Origin of the sequence: Sorangium sp. So ce204 (assembly GCF_051526795.1) — a bacterium.
In the GTDB taxonomy this organism is placed as follows: domain Bacteria; phylum Myxococcota_A; class Polyangia; order Polyangiales; family Polyangiaceae; genus Sorangium; species Sorangium cellulosum_B.
In genome coordinates, this window is the sequence record NZ_CP150317.1 from 3913685 (window position 1) to 3931121 (window position 17437).

General features: G+C 71.8%; 8 protein-coding genes. 6 read left to right on the forward strand and 2 right to left on the reverse strand.

Going from position 1 to position 17437, the window contains the following annotated elements:
- The first annotated feature begins 100 nt into the window (after positions 1-100).
- From WMF22_RS14700 to WMF22_RS14710, 3 genes are all read left to right on the forward strand, one after another.
- Complete coding sequence (locus WMF22_RS14700; RefSeq protein ID WP_438036128.1) at positions 101-1810, forward strand: hypothetical protein; 1710 nt, start codon at positions 101-103, stop codon at positions 1808-1810.
- Complete coding sequence (locus WMF22_RS14705) at positions 1807-3939, forward strand: SWIM zinc finger family protein (protein WP_438036129.1); 2133 nt, start codon at positions 1807-1809, stop codon at positions 3937-3939. Before WMF22_RS14700 ends, WMF22_RS14705 begins: the two co-directional genes overlap by 4 nt.
- A gap of 499 nt (positions 3940-4438) precedes the next feature.
- Positions 4439-6082, forward strand: a complete 1644-nt coding sequence (locus WMF22_RS14710; protein ID WP_438036130.1) for a reverse transcriptase family protein — start codon at positions 4439-4441, stop codon at positions 6080-6082.
- A gap of 284 nt (positions 6083-6366) precedes the next feature.
- Here the strand turns inward: WMF22_RS14710 and WMF22_RS14715 are convergent, their stop codons facing one another.
- A complete protein-coding gene (locus tag WMF22_RS14715) occupies positions 6367-7626 on the reverse strand; it encodes a hypothetical protein (RefSeq protein WP_438036131.1) in 1260 nt (419 codons plus the stop codon).
- Between the two features lie 1082 nt (positions 7627-8708).
- Here WMF22_RS14715 and WMF22_RS14720 point away from each other — a divergent pair.
- Both WMF22_RS14720 and WMF22_RS14725 read left to right on the forward strand, forming a co-directional pair.
- Complete coding sequence (locus tag WMF22_RS14720) at positions 8709-14150, forward strand: trifunctional serine/threonine-protein kinase/ATP-binding protein/sensor histidine kinase (protein ID WP_438036132.1); 5442 nt, start codon at positions 8709-8711, stop codon at positions 14148-14150.
- A 14-nt stretch (positions 14151-14164) separates the two neighbouring features.
- Positions 14165-14662 (forward strand): response regulator, encoded by a 498-nt coding sequence (locus WMF22_RS14725; RefSeq protein WP_437299713.1) that lies wholly within the window; start codon positions 14165-14167, stop codon positions 14660-14662.
- On the opposite strand, the gene WMF22_RS14730 is transcribed toward WMF22_RS14725, so the two are convergent.
- Positions 14663-15085: a hypothetical protein gene (locus WMF22_RS14730; protein ID WP_438036133.1), complete on the reverse strand. Its 423-nt coding sequence runs from the start codon at positions 15083-15085 to the stop codon at positions 14663-14665.
- 161 nt (positions 15086-15246) lie between these two features.
- Here WMF22_RS14730 and WMF22_RS14735 point away from each other — a divergent pair, with 161 nt between their 5' ends.
- Positions 15247-17403 carry a hybrid sensor histidine kinase/response regulator gene (locus WMF22_RS14735; protein WP_438036134.1) on the forward strand — a complete coding sequence of 719 codons (2157 nt, stop codon included), beginning with the start codon at positions 15247-15249 and terminating at the stop codon, positions 17401-17403.
- Positions 17404-17437: the final 34 nt, after the last annotated feature.

Genomic DNA, 17437 nt, shown 5'->3' on the forward strand with positions numbered 1-17437 from the left:
TCCGCGCCGCGCGTCGCGTGACACCCCCATCGCGCGACGCGCGGCGCGGCGGCGCCGCCCTTGACCGGCTCCTCGCCGGTTCCGTAGCATCCTGCCGCGCATGAGCGCCGCTCGATCCCAGACAGCGTCGACGCTCCTCCTCGACGAGCGCTTCGAGGCCGGCGACGACCGGTTCGTGGACGAGGTGCTCGCCTCGGAGGCGGGCCGGAAGCTGAAGGCGCTCGCCCCGCGCTGGTACGAGGACCGGCGCCCGTTCGCGCGGCGCGCGCTGCTCCGCTACATCGACGACGGCTGCGACCGGCCGCACCACCGCGGCCTCGTCAAGGTCCTTTACAAGCTCGCCGAGCAGGCGGGAGACGACGAGATCGTCGGCCGCTTCATGGTCGCCTTCGATCGCCTCGTCCGCCGCAAGCTCGTCAAGGTGACCCGCTACGACTGGGTGACCAGGACCTCCAGCGACGAGCCCTGCCTCGTCAGCGACACCGGCGTGCCGGCCAGCCTCCCGCAGGGCGACGTCGCGTCGCCGCGCTTCTCGATGCGGACGCGCCACTACCTGCGGCGCCGCGCGTTCCGCTACTTCCGGCGGCTCGGCCGGCGCGACGCCGCCCGCTACGGCCGCGCGATCCGCGCCGCGCTCGCGCTCTACCGCGACGAGCACCTCGACAGGCCCGAGCGCCTGCTCGACGCCTGGGGGCTGCTCCACGCGCTCTACTGGGGCTCGCCCGCCCTCGAGCGCCTCCCGCGCGGCGTCCGCCTCGCGGAGGGCGCCGCCCTCGCCGAGCTCGAGCCAGCGCCGATCTACCCCGAGGCGTGGCAGGGCGCCTTCGACGACGTGCTCGGCCTGGTCACGGCCGCGAGGAGCCGCACCGTCCGGGCGTTCGCCGTCGGGCTGCTCGAGCGCGGCTACGCCGCCGAGCTCCGCGGCCTGCCGCTCGCCCGCGTGCGCGCGCTCCTCGAGAGCCCGCACGACGAGGTGCAGACCCTCGCCGCCGGCCTGCTCCGGCAGATCCCGGGCCTCGGGAGCCTGCCGATCGCGGACTGGCTCTCGCTGCTCCAGACCGAGAACGCGGCGGCGCTCGCCTTCATCTGCGAGGCCGTAGTCGAGCACGTCTCGCCTTCGCGGCTCTCGCTCGCCGAGTGCGTGGCCCTCGCCTGCGCGCGCGCCGCGCCTGTCGCGGAGCTCGGCCTCCGCTGGGCGAGGACGAAGCCCGTCGAGACCGCCGCCGATCTCGGCACGATCGCGCGCCTCGCGACAGCGGTCGCGCCGCGCGTGCGGGAGGACGCGGTCGCGTGGCTCGTCGAGGTGCTCGGGCGCTCGCCCCACGGCCGGGCCGAGCACGTGCGCGATCTCCTGGACTCCCGCCACGAGGACGTCCGCGCCCGCGCGCTCGAGCTCTTCGAGGCCGACGCCCGCTTCCGCGACGACACAGGCCTGTGGGCCGCGCTGGCCGAGACGCCCCACGAAGGCGCCCGCGCGTTCCTGATCCGGCACCTCGCCGCGCGCAAGGCGGCCTTCTCGCCCGAGGCGCTGCGGCACGTCTGGGCGGCGGCGCTGCTCGCCGTCCACGGCGGCGCGCGCGACAAGCGCGCGGTCGTCCGGCAGATCGCGGACCGCGTTGTCGCCCGGCCCGGCGAGGCCGACGCGCTCCTGCCGCTGCTCGGCGTCGCGCTCCGCAGCGTGCGCGCGCCCGAGCGGCGCGCTGCCCTCGGGGCGCTCGCCCGCGCCGCGTTCCGCGCCCCTGCGCTGCGCGACGCCATCGCGCGCAGGCTCCCCGAGCTCCGGCTGTTCGAGGGGGAGGACGCGGCGTGAGCTTCGATCTCCGCTACCTCGGCACGAGCGGCGTCAAGGACCTCGGCGGCGGCGCCGCCCTCAGCTTCGCGCCCAACCTCGCGCGCCCCCGGGTCTTCTTCGACGGCGAGCTCGCGCGGCCGGTGCGCTTCCGCGAGGCGATCAGCGCGCTCCACGACGTCGTCGTGGGGGACCTGCGGCGCCTGCCGAAGGATCGCTCCGCCCACGAGGCGTGGAAGCAGCAGGAGGCCGAGCGCGAGGCCCGGCTCCGCCGGGAGCTCCACGGCGAGGCCATGAAGGCCGAGCTCGCGCGCCTCGGGAGCGCGCCGCGGCCGCCGAACCTAGAGGCCGACTTCCGGAAGATGCACAAGCTCTACTGGGGGGCGCGCGTGCGCTGGGCGAGCGAGCTCGCGCGGAGCGACCCGCAGCTCTTCCGCCACCTCGTCCCGTGCGATCCGGTCGTGACCGTCGCGCCCGATGTCGTCTTCTTCGAGTGTTTCTCCAAGGACGAGTCGAGCTACGGCTGCCTCTCGGTCGATCGCGACGCCTTCCGGGGCGCGCAGGACGCCGGCCTCGGCACGACGAACGTCGACTACTCGCTCGCGCTCCACGAGCACTTCCAGACGCTCCGCAGCTACCGGCCGACGCGGCTCCTCGTCGATCCGACCGGCTTCGAGGTCGCGGTGGAGGGCCGCGGCGACTACCGCGAGGAGAAGATCGATCTCCCGCCCTCGTGGCTGCGCGGCTTCGGCCAGCTCCAGGCGGCGATGTGCCTGCCGTGCCGGAGGGTCGACGTCCCCGTGGAGGCGGTCTACTCGCTGCTCGCGCACCTCGATCGGCACCGCGAGCGCGCGGGCCCGCGCAGCCTGCGCTTCCAGCTCACGCCGGGCAAGGCGCCGATCCTGGTGCTCGACCCCTGGGGCGTCTCCATCCCGTGCCGCGGCGTCACCTGCGACGACATCCCCGTGGCCGTGGGGCCCGCGGCGGGCGCGGGTGGGCTCGGCCCGTACCGCTCCGGGGCGCCGAGGGGCGCGCCGGCGGCGGAGGCGACCGAGGAGATCAAGGTGTGGGGGAGGCGCCGCCTCTCGGTGCTCGCGCGGCTCTTGCCGCTCGCCGATCGCATCGAGGTGCGGCTGCTCGGCTCCGGGCTGCCGAGCCTGTGGATCGTCTTCATGGGCGAGATGCGCTTCACCCTCGCGCTCTCGGGCTGGACGGCGAACGACTGGACCTCGGGCTCCCACCTCGACGTCATGGCGGACGCCTTCACCCCGGACGCGCAGCTGGCGGACCGCGTCGCGCGCCACCTCGAGATGGTCCGGCGCGCGTCCTACGGCGAGCTCGCCGTGTCGATGGGGGCGCCGGACGGCGCGCTCCGCAGCGCGCTGCACCTCGCCGCGAAGCAGGGGCAGGTGGTTTACGACCACGCCGCGGAGTGTTATCGCTGCCGCCCGGTGATGCCGGTCGCCCTCTCCGACGCGCTGCTCGGCCCCGAGCCCCCGGAGCTCGCGGAGGGCCGGCGCATCGCCCAGGGCGGGGTGGAGATCGCGCGGGAAGAGAGCCTTTCTGGCGGCCGCCGCGTCGTCATGGCCAGGGCCAAGGCGACGAGCTGCGAGCTGCTCCTCGACACCGACGGCGCGATCAAGAAGGCGAAGTGCAGCTGCTCGTACTTCTACAAGAACCGGCTGCGCGCGGGCCCGTGCCGGCACCTGCTCGCGGTCAAGCTCCACCTGTCCGGCCGCGGTGACGCGGCGCCGTCGCTGCAGCCGCCGGAGCAGGCGGAGGCCGGCTCGCGCGCAGCGACGGCCGCCCCGCGAGGCGAGGCCGTGCCGTTCCCCGCGGAGCTCCTCGTCGAGATCGAGCGCGCCGCGGCCGCCCAGCGGGCGGGGCTCGCGGAGGTCGTCGAGGCGTCGTGGGATCTCGCGTTCGAGCGCATCCAGGGCTGCCGCTCCTGGGTCGAGGCCCTCGCGCTCGGCGGTCCGGAGGCGGAGCGGGCGCTCGGCGCGCGCGAGCTCCGCGCGCCGGTCGTCAGGACGCTCCCGGTCCACGCGGACGTGCTGGTCGAGATCCGGCGCGTCGCTGACCAGTTCAAGGCGAGCCCCGCCGCGGTGGTGGGCCTCGCGTGGCTCGTCGCCAGGCGATCGACGAAGTGAGGTTCACCAGAGACCTGAGAGTCCAGCCCTGCAAGGAGATCCGTCCGCTCGAGCCCAACACGCTGCGGCGCTCCGCCGTGGTGGAGGTTGTTCTTCCATGCATCCCCACCCCCGATGTTCTTTGGGCGCCTTTAGCAGCTGTGCGGGTCCACTCAGAGGGACCTGACGGTCCTGGACCCGCACAGCTGCCCGGCGCCTGGGTGATCGGGCGTGGTCACGAGCAAGTAGTCGGGCGGGCGGGCCTCCTTGGAGGGCTGGACCGGGTGATGGGGTACTTTGGCCGAAGGTGGGGTCTTTTGAACCGTCAGGACGCCAAAAGACGCCATGAGGCGCCAAAAGACGCCAAGAAAAACACAAAAATTTTGACGTCTTTTGGCGTCTTTTGGCGCCTCATGGCGTCTCATGGCGTCTCATGGCGTCCTGGCAATTCCATCATTCGGGCAGGGTGGGCTAAGCACCCCACCACCCTGGACCGGGTGCTGCCCAGAGGAACGGTCGAATGGGCTTCTGGGACAAGCTGAAGTCGATGCTCGGCCTGGGCGGGGCCGAGCTGGGCGAGCGAGCGCCGGGCGGGGCCGAGGCCGAGCAGGCCCAGGGGGCGCAGGCCCGGTCGGCGCAGACCGGGCCCGCGGCCGCCGCGCAGCCGGCCGCCCGAGCGGGGCAGCCCCGCGCCGCGGCGGCGGGCGCGAAGCCGCGCCCCGCGGACCCCTACGACGCCGGCGGGATCCTCGGCCTCTCCGCAGACGAGCTGCGCAGGCGCGCGCTCAAGATCAACCCGTACCAGACGGCCTGGATCGGCCGCGTGGACACGATCCCGCCGCAGAGCGACGAGCGCACCGCCCTCATCGATCGGGGCCTCGTCCTGCGCGGCCTGCTCACCGAGGCGCAGCTCGCCGAGATCCACCGCGTCGGTGATCTCTGGCTCAGGCACAAGGACGCCGCGTCGCTCGCCGGCACCGTCGCGGCGCGCTCGGCCGACGAGGCGATCGAGCGGCTCAAGCGCGAGAAGCTCGCCCGCAAGGAGGAGAAGCGGCGCCAGAGCGCCGAGCGCAAGCGGCAGCGCGCCGAGGCGGTCGCGCGCCGCCGGGCCGAGGACATCATCTTCCTGGGCACCGACGTCTCGGCGGGCCTCGCGGACCGGCGCTCGCACGTCGAGTCGCTCGCCCAGCGCGGGCTGCCCGTGCTGTCCACCCCGGCCGACCTGGCCGCGGCCCTCGGCGTCGCCGTCCCGCGCCTGCGCTGGCTCTGCTTTCACGGCGAGGCCGTCGAGCGCCCGCACTACGTGTACTTCGACGTCCCGAAGCGCTCGGGCGGCACGAGGCAGCTCGCGGCGCCCCACGCCTCGCTGGCCGCGGCGCAGGCCTGGGTGCTGCGCGAGATCCTGGAGAAGCTGCCCGTCGAGGCGCCCGCGCACGGCTTCGTGAAGGGCCGCTCCACGGTCACCAACGCGCGCCCGCACACGCGCCGCGACGTTGTCGTGAACCTCGACCTGTCGGATTTCTTCCCGACCATCACGTTCCCGCGGGTGCGCGGCGTCTTCCATCGGCTCGGCTACTCCCCGGCGGTGGCCACGCTCCTCGCCCTGCTCTGCACCGAGCCGCCGCGGCGTCCGGTCGAGTACGACGGGCAGCGCTACTGGGTCGCTGTCGGCGATCGCGCGCTGCCGCAGGGCGCCTGCACGAGCCCGGCCATTTCGAACCAGGTCGCGCGGAAGCTCGATCGCCGCCTCGCCGGCATGTGCGCCCGCGCGGGCTTCACGTATACGCGGTACGCGGACGACCTCACCTTCTCGGCACCCCCGGGAAAGCGCGGCGACATCGCGATGCTGCTGGCCCGCGTCCGCCACATCGTCGAGGAGGAGGGCTTCGCCATCAACCCGGACAAGGGCCGTATCCAGCGCGCCGGCGGGCGGCAGGTGGTGACGGGCGTCGTGGTCAACGACAAGCCCTCTGCCCCGCGCGAGGAGGTGCGCCGCCTGCGCGCGATCCTCCACGAGGCGAAGAAGACCGGCCTCGCCGCCCAGAACCGGCAGGGTGTGCCGGACTTCGAGGCGCACGTGCGCGGCAGGATCGCCTATGTACAGATGATCGACCGCGAGAGGGCCGCGCCGCTGCTCGCGGCGCTCGACGCGCTCACGGGGTGAGGGGTCGGAAGCTGCGGCGGCGCCCGTAGCGAGGGGCTGGAGAGCAGATCCCCGCCAGCTCACGCGCGAGGTCGACGGCGACGCACGTGTGCACGTCCGTGCCAGGCGCAAGTGGGGAGAGGAAGTGGCTCGTCAGGTACGTAACCGCCCCTGCTTTGCCGTGGAGCGGTTCAGCGTGCTGAGGAGCGGCGAGGTGGCCTACCGGATGAAGTACCCGACGTGTGGGGTGACGCTCGACGCATCGGATCATGACGCCTGTCGAGCTGCTTGCGTGGCTTTCCGTCTCAGAGCGGCACGTGCGCGAGGAGGAAGTCGCTCCAGCCTTCGCTCTTCAGAGCGCCGAAGCCGGTCCGTAGCTCTTCGATGAAGTTCACCACGAACAACACGTGTCCTTTCGCGTCGAGCGTGGAGGCGGCGGGCTCGACAGTGCCGCCGAGCTCGACGAGCCGCCGCTGCGCGACGAACGCCCCGGTGTCTGGCTCGTAGGTGGCAACGTACGTTCCCCCCTCGACCACCGAGCCGCCGCCGAGATCGATGGGCAACGAGGGCGCGGCGCCGAGCCAGGAGATGAGCGCGAGCCGGCCGTCGGGCGCGAACGAGAGGCTGGTCGACCTGACCTGTACGGCCGGGAACGCCTTCGTCCACTGGATCGCGCCGTCCTCCCCGGCGAGCTTCATGAGGAACGCGCCGCGTGAGATGTCGTCGATTGGCCCCTCGCCCAGGTCGGCGCCCTGCGCGAACCGGCCGGCGAGCAGCACGTCGCCGCGCTCGTCCACGAGCAGCGCAGCCGCCGAGTCGCCGCCGCTAAAAATGGGGTCTGCCGGTTGGCCGAAGTGCCTCGACCAGAGGTGCGCGCCGTCCTCCCCCGAGTACTTCGCCACCCAGGCCTGATTGCCTTTCAGCCCGGAGGTGGCGCCGCCGCCGAGGTCGGCGTCGTCGTAGAAGTCTCCGGCGACGAGGATGTCGCCGTGGAGGTCCACGGCCACCCCCACGATCGGGTCGAAGTACGCGTTGATTCCGCGCAGGCTTCCCACGTCCTTCGCGAAGCGGGTCGTCCCATCGGCGGCGAACCTGGTGAGGGTAAGGCGGCCCGCGGACTCGGCGGCGACGATGACGTCGTTTCCGGGACCGATGGCCACGCGGCCTCCGAAGTCGACGCCGCCGCCGCCCAGGCGGTGCATCCAGCGCGGGGCGCCGTCCCGATCGAGCGCGAGGACGAAGGTGTCGGACGAGGCGACCTCCGGGTCGTCTCTTTCCGGCTCTGGCAGGACGAAATCACCGGCTTGGAGCGGACCTCTCGAGTACTCGCCGACGACAGCGATGCCGTCGTTTCCGTCGATCGCGACCCCCGTGACCGTCGCCCAGTGGCCACCGAATTGCCGGACCCAGCGTGGGGCGCCGTCGTCTGCGTACGTGGCGACGAAGATGTCCAGGGAGCCGAAGAGCGGCGAGACGATGGTGCCCGGGTCTGTCGTTCGCCCCGCGGCGCCGGCCAAGACGATGTTTGCCTCGCTATCGATCGCGACGGCGCGGGCCGAATCCATATCGGAGATCGAGATCTGCCGGTGCCAGGCTTCCGCTGGCAGCGATCCTCCGCCGCCACTCGAGTCTCCTCCCCAACCCGGCTCACCGCCGCCCCCCAAGCCGCCCGAGCCGCCTGAGCCGCCCGAGCCGCCCGAGCCGCCTGAGCCGCCCGAGCCGCCTGAGCCGCCTGAGCCGCCCGAGCCGCCTGAGCCGCCTGAGCCGCCCGAGCCGTCTGAGCCGCCCGAGCCGCCTGAGCCGCCCGAGCCGCCCGAGCTCCCGTTCGATGCTCCGCCTGCCACACTGTCGCCGCCGGATCCTCCGGATCCCGCGCTGCTAGCGCTGCTCGATGCGGCGGCCGGATCGGGCTCACGGTTCTCACCGCATCCGGCGAGGGGGATGACAGGGACAAGGATCAGCAGAGCAGAAGCGATGATGCGCATGGCGTGACCTCCGCCGAACAGGCTAGGTCCCCGCCGCAGGACCGCTCCTTAATCGGCTCTTAAAGCGACGCGCGTGGCTTCTTCGATATCGTCGGCTCCCCGTTCCCGGTCTCGTTCTACAGCGATCCCATCTCGGCGTTCTCCCACCTCGAGCACCCACGCCCGGGGGAGTCCGCCGAGGCCCTGCGCCTCGCGATCGTCGCCGCGAGCGGCATCTGAGGTGGGCTGCGCGTCGTCCCAGCACTTCAGCGATCTGTTCCGCCGCCGCCGCGGGGAGGCCCCGAGCACGTTTCGCGCGCGCAGGCGAGGGATCTGAGATCGAGCGGCGCGCTCGCGCTGATTGGCGCGCCGACGAACCTGTTTGGTGCGGCCTCAAGGAGCTACGCCGCTGAGCCCCCGCGAGCCGGAAATTCGGATCACCGACGCGCCCTCTGTCCCCTGCTGCCTGTCCGGAGACCTCGCAGGCCCGGCTCCCTAGGTGGCACCTTGAACCAGAACAGGTATCAACGGCGGATATCCACCCACGCCGTCCCGCGAGATTCGTCCAGCCGCGAAGCGGCTTCGTGTTACCATCCAGGACACATTCGTGGCGGGGGCATGCCATGCCGTGGGCTGTCGACCGGGCCTGACCGCGCCAGAGCACTCTGACGTCAAGGGGAGTGATGCTGACGATCTCGGGGTATCAAGCGACCGACACGATCTACGAGAGCGGCAGCTCGCGCGTCTACCGGGGCCAGCGCGCCGGAGACGGGCGCGCCGTGATCCTCAAGCTGCTGCGCTCGGACTATCCCAGCCAGACGGAGCTCACGCGCTACAGGCATGAGTACGCGGTGCTCCGCAACCTGGATGCGCCGGGCGTCGTCCGGGCGCTCGACCTGTGCAGGCACGAGAACGGGCTCCTCCTCGTCCTCGAGGATTTCGGCGGCCGCTCGCTGGCGCACCACCTCCACCACCTCCAGCACCGCCCGCTCGACGCCGCGGACTTCATCCGGCTTGCGATCCAGATCACGAGCGCCCTTCGCGAAGTCCACGGAAGCGGAATTATACACAAGGATATCAATCCGTCCAACATCGTGGTCAACCGTGAGACGGGTGTTGCCAAGATCATCGACTTTGGCATCTCGACGCGGCTCTCCCGGGAAGAGCTCTCGATGAAGAGCCCCGCGGTGCTCGAGGGGACGCTCGCCTACATCTCTCCCGAGCAGACCGGCCGCATGAACCGGTCGCTCGACCATCGCACCGATTTCTACTCGCTCGGCGCCACCTTCTACGAGCTCCTCACGGGCGCGCCGCCCTTCAGCGCGACGGACGCCATGGAGCTCGTCCACTGCCACGTCGCGCGCGATCCCGCCCCGCCGCGCGCGCGCTGTCCGGGCGTGCCGGAGGTCCTGTCGGACCTCGTGATGAAGCTCATGGCGAAGGCGGCCGAGGGCCGTTACCAGAGCGCGGCGGGCCTCCTCCACGACCTGGAGGAGTGCGAGCGGCGCCTCGCGGCCACGGGCGAGATCGCCCCGTTCCCGCTGGGCCGCGCCGACGCCTCCGGCGAGCTCCGCATCCCGCAGCAGCTCTACGGGCGCGAGCGCGAGGTGCAGGCGCTGCTCGAGGCGTTCGATCGCGCGGCGCGGGGCAGCGCCGAGCTGATGCTCATCGCCGGGTACTCGGGGATCGGCAAGTCCGCGCTGGCGCACGAGCTGTACAAGCCCATCACCGAGGCGCGCGGGTACTTCGTCGCGGGCAAGTACGACCAGCTCCAGCGAAGCACCCCGTACACCGCGATCACCAGCGCGTTCCGCGACCTGGTGCGGCAGATCGTCGCCGAGCCCGAGGCGCAGTTCGCGCTCTGGCGCTCGAAGATCAAGGCCGCGCTCGGGGCGAACGCGCAGGTCCTCGTCGACGTGATCCCCGAGATCGAGCGCATCGTGGGCGACCAGCCGGCCGTCCAGGCGCTGGGGCCCGCCGAGTCCCAGAACCGCTTCGTGCGCGTCCTCCAGAACTTCGTCCGCGTGTTCTGCGACGCCGAGCGCCCGCTGGCCATCTTCCTCGACGACCTGCAGTGGGCCGACGCCGCGTCCCTCAGGGTCATCGAGCTCTTGATGACCGACGCGAAGCTGCGCGGCCTGCTCGTCATCGGCGCCTACCGCGACAACGAGGTGGGGGCCGCGCACCCGCTCTCGGCCGCGATCGCCGCGCTGCGACGGGAAGGGGCGGTCGGCCGGGTGAGCGAGATCTCCCCGGGGCCGCTCGGCGCCGAGACGGTCTGCCGGATGCTCGCCGACGCGCTGCGCGCGGACGCCGCGGCGGTCACGCCGCTGGCCGCGCTGGTCACGCGGAAGACGGGCGGCAACCCGTTCTTCGTCAACGAGTTCCTCCGCACGCTGCACCACACCGGGTGTCTGCGGTACGACGCCGGGCTCGCGGCGTGGACGTGGGACGTCGAGCACATCGAGTCCAGGAACATCACGGACAACGTCGTCGACCTGATGATCGGCAAGCTGCGGGAGCTCCCCGAGGACACGCAGCGAGCGCTCATGTCGGCGTCCTGCCTCGGCAACCGCTTCGACCTGGGCAGGCTCGCGGTCATCCGCGAGGAGACCCGCGCCGATGCCTACCGGCACCTCGCGCCCGCGCTGCAGGAGGGCCTCCTCGTCCCGCTCTCCCCGATGGAGCCCGCGGCGCCCGACGATCTCGCCGCGCCGCTCGTCTTCCCGGACTACAGGTTCCTCCACGATCGCGTCCAGCAGGCCGCGTACGCGATGATCGAGGACGGCGAGCGCAGCGGCCTCCACGCCGACATCGGCCGGCTGCTCCTGCGGAGCCTGGGCGGGCGCGCCCCCGAGGAGAAGGTCTTCGACGTCGTCTACCACCTGAACCGCGGCGCCGACCTGCTGAGCGACGCCGCGGAGCAGCGGCGCCTCGCGGAGCTGAACCTGCTCGCGGGCCGGCGCGCGCTGCTCTCCGCCGCCTTCGACGCGGCGCGCGGCTACTTCGCCCGAGGCCTCTCGCTGCTGCCCGCGAGCGCCTGGCAGAGCGATCCTGCGCTGATGAGCGCGCTCCACATCGGCGCGGCCGAGGCGGCGTGCATGAACGCCGACTGGGGCGCGATGAAGGCGCTCGTGGACGCCGCCCTGTGCGAGATCCACGACGTCATGAACAGGAGCAAGCTCTACCAGCTCCTGATCCTCTATCACCACACCCAGGCGGAGTTCCGGAGGGCCGTGGACATCGCCGTGGAGGCGCTCGCGCAGCTCGGCGAGACGTTCCCGGCGAGCCCCGGCACGCAGGATTTCCTCGACGCCTACACGAAGACGACGAAGCAGGTCGCCGAGATCGGCTTCGAGCGCCTCGGCCGGCTCGCCCCGATGACGGAGGCCCCGAAGCAAGCCGCGCTCGTGATCCTCCGGCGCGCGATCCATGCGTCGTATTTCGCCGCGCCGGAGATGCTCGGGCTCTTCATCTGCCGCGCGCTCGACCTGACGATGGATCACGGCGAGTCGCCGCTCTCGCCCTATGCGTTCGCGGCGTTCAGCGTGCTCGTCAACGCCGGCGTGGGCGACATCGCGACGGGATCCCGGTTCGGCGAGCTGGCCATCGCGGTGCACCGGCGCCGGGACGAGCCGTTCTACAAGGCGAGCACCTACAACTTCTATTACGGGCTCTCCCGGCACTTCTACCGTCCGGCCCGCGAGAGCCAGGCGCCGCTCATCGAAGGGTACCTGAGCTACGCCGAGAACGGCGACGCCGAGAGCGCCGCGTACTGCCTGATCAACGCCTTCGTCTGCGGCGCCATCTCCGGGCAGAACCTCCTCGACCTCGAGGCGATGTTCGACAGGCACATCGAGGAGGTGTTCAGGTTCAAGCAGGAGCAGGTCATCAACCAGCTCCGCGTGTGGCGGCAGGTCATCCGGAACCTCACCGGCAGGTCCGAGCACGCGGCGAAGATCAAGGGAGAGTTCTTCGACGCCGAGCAGGCGCTCCCCGGCCTCTACGCGACGAAGAACTTCAACACCGTCAATTATATCCATACGGCGCAGGCCATGCTCTATTTCGTCTTCGGCGAATACGAGCTCGCCTACAAACACGCCGCCGAGACGGAGCCGACCCTCGGCGCGAGCACGGGCAAGGTGTTCACGCCGATGCACACCTTCTATTACTCCCTCGCCATGACAGCGCTCTACCCGGCGGCCTCGCCGGAGGACAGGGCGCGCTACCGCGCGAAGCTGTCGGAGAACCAGGCGAAGCTCAAGGCGCTGTCCGCGACGTGCGCCAGCAACTTCCTGCACAGGTACCTGCTCGTGGAGGCCGAGCTCGCGCGGATCGACGGCCGCTCGGCCGAGGCGCTGGACCTGTACGACCGCGCCATCGCGTCCGCCTCGGAGCACGACTACGTGAACGAGGCCGCGGTGGCCTGCGAGCTGGCGGGGCGGTTCTGGCTCGCGCAGGGGAGAGAGAAGCTCGCGCGCGTCTACCTCGCGGACGCGAGGTACCACTACGAGCTCTGGGGCGCCGCCCGCAAGGCGCAGGACCTGGAGGAGCGGTATCCGCAGCTCGCCGTGCGCGAGGCGCCCCCTCCGCAATCCTCGGAGATCGCGCCCTCACGGAGGTTCGTCACGACGACCTCGCTCGGCGCATCTCGCCTCGATCTCAGGACGGTCCTGAAGGCGGCGCAGGCGATCTCCGGGGAGATCGTGCTCGACAGGCTCCTCGCCAAGCTCATGTCGGTCGCCATGGAGAACGCCGGCGCCCAGCGCGGCTGCCTCGTCCTCCGGGACAGCGACGGCCTGCGGATCGAGGCCGAGGTCGACTGGACCGACGGCCGCGACGAACCGCGCTTCCCGGGGCTGCCCCTCGACGAGGCCGCGGCGCACGAGCGCCCGCTCCTCTGGGCCGCGATCGTGCAGTACGTCGCGCGGACGGGCCAGTGCGTCGTCCTCTCCGACGCCTCGACGGACAGGCAGTTCCAGCGCGACGACTACGTCGCGCAGCGCTGTCCGAGGTCCGTCCTGTGCACGCCCATCACCCACCATAACGGCCTTTACGGGGCCATCTACCTCGAGAACAACACGGCGACCGGGACGTTCACCCAGGATCGGCTGGAGCTGCTCTCGATGCTGTCCTCGCAGATGGCGATCTCCATCGAGAACGCGAAGCTCTACACGGGCGTGGAGCAGAAGGTCCGCGAGCGCACGGCGGAGCTCGAGCAGGCCCACGCGACGATCGTCCGCCTGGAGCGGGAGGCGGTCGAGAACCAGATGGCGGGCGGCTTCGCGCACGAGATGCGCAACGCCCTCTCGGGGGCCGCCATGGTGCTCGAGTCCGTGACCCAGGGCGGCGAGACGCTGTGCGTGAAGAACGCGGCCCGGCTCGGCGAGCTCTTCGACTTGCTCAAGGGTGATATCCCGGAGGGCAAGATCAAGGCGGTTATCGCCCGTCTGGGCGACATCGAGGAGGCGGAGGAGACGCTCGACAGCGTGCTCCGGATGGTGGGCGACTGCACGTCGCGCGCGCTGAGCGTCACGAACAGGATCCTGGAGTACTCGAAGCTCGGCGTCGCGCTCGCCGGCAACGAGGTCGTGAGCCTCCGCCGCGTCATCGAGTCCGTCGCGGCGCGGCATCGCGACGAGTTCGCGCGCCAGGGCGTGTCGGTCGAGCTCGATCTCCAGGGCGGCTCGGCGGTCATCGGGTACGAGTCGCACTTCGACTCCATCGTGAGCAACATCGTCCTGAACGCGCGCGACGCGCTGCTCCAGGTCGGCGACGGCCGCGGCCGGCGGATGCGGGTCGAGACGGTCGACGAGGGGGAGCTCCAGGTCGTCACCATCAGCGATAACGCCGACGGGATCGCGTCTGACGACCTCTCGAAGATCTTCCAGCCGTTCTTCTCGACGAAGCCGACGACGGGCGTGGGCCTGGGGCTCAGCTTCGTCTCCCGCCTCGTCGCGATGTACCACGGGACGATCGACGTCGAGAGCGCCGCGGATCGCGGAACGACGTTCGTCGTCCGGCTCCCGCGCGCGGCGCTTCATGAGCAGCCGCAGCCGCCGCAACGGCTGCAGCCGGCCGGCGCGCCCGTCGGCCGGAACGATCTCAACCTCTCCGGGAATTGAAAGGAGGCGCCAAGATGACATCGGCGAAATTCACCAGGCGCTTCCGCGAAGCTTCGGGCGAGGCGCCGGAGGAGCCCGACAAGGAGCGGGCGATCGTTGTCGTGATCGACGACGACCCGCGGATGCGGTCTGCGCTCGAGTTCACGCTGCGGCGTGATTACGACGTGCGCCTGTACGCGAGCGCGCAGGAGGGTATCGCCGCCATGACGGCGATGGTCAGCCTGGTCATCCTGGATATCCGCATGCCGGGCATCGACGGCCTCACTGCGTACCTGAGGATCAAGGCGCTGTTCCCGAAGGTGCCGATCATCTTCTACACCGCGTTCCAGGACATCCTGGAGAAGCAAGACCTGCTCTCGACCCACAAGGCGTTCGGCTATTTCGACAAGAATGGCGACGTGTCGGGGCTCATCGCGGCCGTCGAGAAGGCCGTCCAGCATCACAGCCTGGTCTCCAGCATGGCGAGCGCGCAGAAGCTCCTGCGCGGGATCATGCCCCCGGACGCGAGCTGATCAGGTGCTCGCGTGCCGCCGCGCGACCGGGCACGCCGCGCGCCGGAGCAGCGCCGCGCGTTCATGCAGGAGGTCCCGGAGGAGCGCGCTGAGGTCGACCTCCTCTGGCGCCACCGTCATCGGCGCCGCCGTCCTGTCGGACGCCCCCGACCGCACGACGCGCTCGACGCAGGAGCGGGCCGCCTCTCGCGTCTCCGGGGCGATGTGCTCGTAGATGCTCGTCCGCAGCAGGCTCGTCGAGCTCGCCCTCGGCAGCGCGCGGCCGGACAGCAGGACCGTGCCGTCCGGGGAGATCACCAGGATGCACTCGGACGCGCTGTCCAGGATCGCCTGCAGCAACGCCTCGGCGCCGCCGAGCTCGGCCAGCTGTCGCTTGAGCGCGCCGGCGGCGCCCTCTTCCGCGGATTTCCCCAGCGCGGCCACGCTCTATGCATTGTTGCCAGAGGCCGCGGCCGCAACCGCGCAGGCGAGCTCGCGCCGGCGGACGGGGCCCGCGCGGGGGACCACGTCGCCGAGCCGGCGGACGGGGCCGGCGCGGGGGATCGCGTCGCCGAGGTCTCCAGCATCGTTTCTCGGCGCGGCGAGTGGCCAAACGCCGAGCGCGCCACTACGCAGACCTCCGGGCGAGGACGATGCGGAGCACACGGGTGGACGGGGCTGGCCGCCAGCGCGCCGAGGGCGCCACCGAGGCCGGGCAGGCCGAGGTGGCGCCGCGGGAGAGCGAGGCCCGCGAACGCGCGGCCAGCGCCGAAGCCGCCCGGCTGGAGGCCGAGGCGGCCGTCCGGCGGAGCGAGGAGCAGTATCGCCTCGTCAACCGCGCCACGAACGACGTGATCTGGGACTGGGATCTGGAGACGAACCGGGTCTTCTGGAACGGAGCGGTCGTCCAGCACTTCGGCTGCACGCCGGAGGAGCTCGGCGACGGCCCCGAGGGCTGGTACGAGCGCATCCACCCGGAGGACAGGGCGCGGGTGTCCGAGGGGATCCGCGCGGCGATCGACGGCAACGGGGAGAGCTGGACCGACGAGTACCGCTTTCGCAAGGGCGACGGCTCGTACGCGCCCTTCCTCGACCGCGGCTACATCGGCCGGAGCGCGAGCGGCGCGCCCACCCGCATGATCGGCTCGATGCTGGATCTGACCGAGCGCCACCGGGCCGAGGCCGCCCTGCGCGAGAGCGAGCTCTTTCACCGTCAGACCCTCGAGTCGATCCCGGGCATGGTGTGGGCGACCCGGCCCGACGGCTACTGCGAGTTCTTCAGCGAGCAATGGATCGAGTTCACCGGCGTGCCCGCCGAGCGGCAGTTCGGCGACCGGTGGCTCGAGGTCCTGCACCCGGACGATCGGGAGCGGGTCTTCGCCTCCTGGCGCGCGGCGGTCGGGGGGCTCGCCCCGTATGACCTGGAGTACCGCGTCCGGTGGCGCGACGGCGGATACCAGTGGTTCAAGGTGCGCGGGCGGCCCATCCGCGACGCCTCGGGCCGGATCGTCCGCTGGTTCGGGATCGCGATCAACATCCATGATCTCAAGCTGGCAGAGCAGGCGCTGCGGGACGCGGACCGGCGGAAGGACGAGTTCCTGGCCATGCTCGCCCACGAGCTGCGCAACCCCCTCGCGCCCGTCCGCACGGCCGTCGCGATGCTCCGGAGGGTCGGAGCGGCGGATCCCGTGCAGCGGCGAGCCCGGGACGTGATCGACCGCCAGGTCACGCACATGGTCCGGCTGATCGACGACCTGCTCGACATCTCTCGCATCGCCCGCGGCCGGATCCAGCTCCGCAAGGCGCGCTGCGATATCGCCGGCATCGTCCGCCAGACCGCCGAGGATTACCGGGCGAACCTCGAGGCCGACGGCGTGGCGCTCCGCGTGAGCGTGCCGGACGAGCCGCTCTGGGTCGAGGGCGACGACACCCGGCTGGCGCAGATGCTGGGCAATCTGCTGCAGAACGCCGGCAAGTTCACCGACGCGGGCGCGAGCGGGGGAGGGCGCGTGGGCGTGCGCGTCGAGGCGGGCCCTCGTCCTCGGGCGTCCGGGCGCGAAGGGGGCATGTCTGGACAGGCCGTCATCACGGTCGAGGACAACGGCGTCGGGATGGATCCGGGGCTGCTATCGCGCATCTTCGATCCGTTCAGCCAGGCGGATCAGGGGCTGGCCCGGAGCAAGGGGGGGCTCGGGCTCGGCCTTGCGCTGGTGAAGGGGCTCGTCGAGCTCCACGGCGGGACGGTGGCGGCCCACAGCGAGGGGCCCGGCCGCGGCTCGGTCTTCACGCTGCGGCTGCCGCTCGCGGCGCCGGTCGCCCGGGACCTGTCGTCCGCCTCCGACGGGGAGGAGGCCAGTCGCCAGGGGGTTCGCGTCCTCGTGATCGAGGACAACCACGACGCGGCCGAGAGCCTGGAGATGCTCTTGACCCTGAGCGGCTACGACGTGGAGACGGCGTTCGACGGCCCGACCGGCCTGACGGCGGCCCGGACGCGCCCTCCGGATGTGGTCCTGTGCGACCTCGGGTTGCCGGGCGGAATGGACGGCTACGACGTGGCCCGCGCCATCCGCGCCGAGCCGTCGCTCGCGTCGACGCGCCTCGTCGCCCTGAGCGGCTACGGTCAGGACGAGGACCGGAGGAGATCGCGAGAGGCGGGCTTCGACAGGCACCTCGTCAAGCCAGCCGAGGACACCGCGCTGATGGAGGCCCTGTCGGCGGGGCGCCGCGAGCTGCGCAGCACGGCGAGCCCGCTCTCGCGCTGACCTGCGGCCGCGCGCTCGCGCCCCCGGTTGCGAG

Bases quoted from the DNA above. Each gene is read 5' to 3' on its own strand.
- WMF22_RS14715 (WP_438036131.1), bottom strand. From the start codon at position 7,626: ATGGATTCGGCCCGCGCCGTCGCGATCGATAGCGAGGCAAACATCGTC.
- WMF22_RS14725 (WP_437299713.1), top strand. From the start codon at position 14,165: ATGACATCGGCGAAATTCACCAGGCGCTTCCGCGAAGCTTCGGGCGAG.
- WMF22_RS14720 (WP_438036132.1), top strand. From the start codon at position 8,709: ATGCTGACGATCTCGGGGTATCAAGCGACCGACACGATCTACGAGAGC.
- WMF22_RS14710 (WP_438036130.1), top strand. From the start codon at position 4,439: ATGGGCTTCTGGGACAAGCTGAAGTCGATGCTCGGCCTGGGCGGGGCC.
- WMF22_RS14700 (WP_438036128.1), top strand. From the start codon at position 101: ATGAGCGCCGCTCGATCCCAGACAGCGTCGACGCTCCTCCTCGACGAG.